The sequence below is a fragment of the Roseibium sp. SCP14 genome (assembly GCF_040329475.1).
Taxonomy (GTDB): domain Bacteria; phylum Pseudomonadota; class Alphaproteobacteria; order Rhizobiales; family Stappiaceae; genus Roseibium.
In genome coordinates, this window is sequence record NZ_JBDZYH010000035.1 from 1 (window position 1) to 341 (window position 341).

The 341-nt window shown below is 67.7% G+C and carries 1 protein-coding gene; it reads left to right on the top strand.

All coding sequences use genetic code 11. The features are described 5' to 3' along the window. On the top strand, positions 1 to 341 hold a 341-nt coding region (locus tag ABLQ08_RS32490; RefSeq protein ID WP_352950922.1), incomplete at both ends, for a 3-hydroxyacyl-CoA dehydrogenase NAD-binding domain-containing protein.

The following is a 341-nucleotide window of genomic DNA, read 5'->3' on the forward strand; positions in this document are numbered from 1 at the left end:
CGCAAGATCGGCGAGGTGATCGCCAATGCCCGCCGCAGCCTGCCTGCACTCTATGACCGGCTGTTGCCGGCGGAAGGCGCACTGACCTTCCATGACGATCTGGCGGCAGCGGCCGCCGGGGCGGACTGGGTGCAGGAGAGCGTTCCGGAACGGCTGGAGTTGAAACACAAGGTGCTGGGCAGCCTGTCGGAGCTGGCTCCGCCAGGCGCGGTCATCGGCTCCTCGACCTCCGGCTTCAAGCCGTCGGAACTCAACAGCCAGGGCGCACGGGCGATCGTCGCCCATCCGTTCAACCCGGTCTATCTGCTGCCGCTGGTCGAGCTGGTCGGCGATGCGGCTGA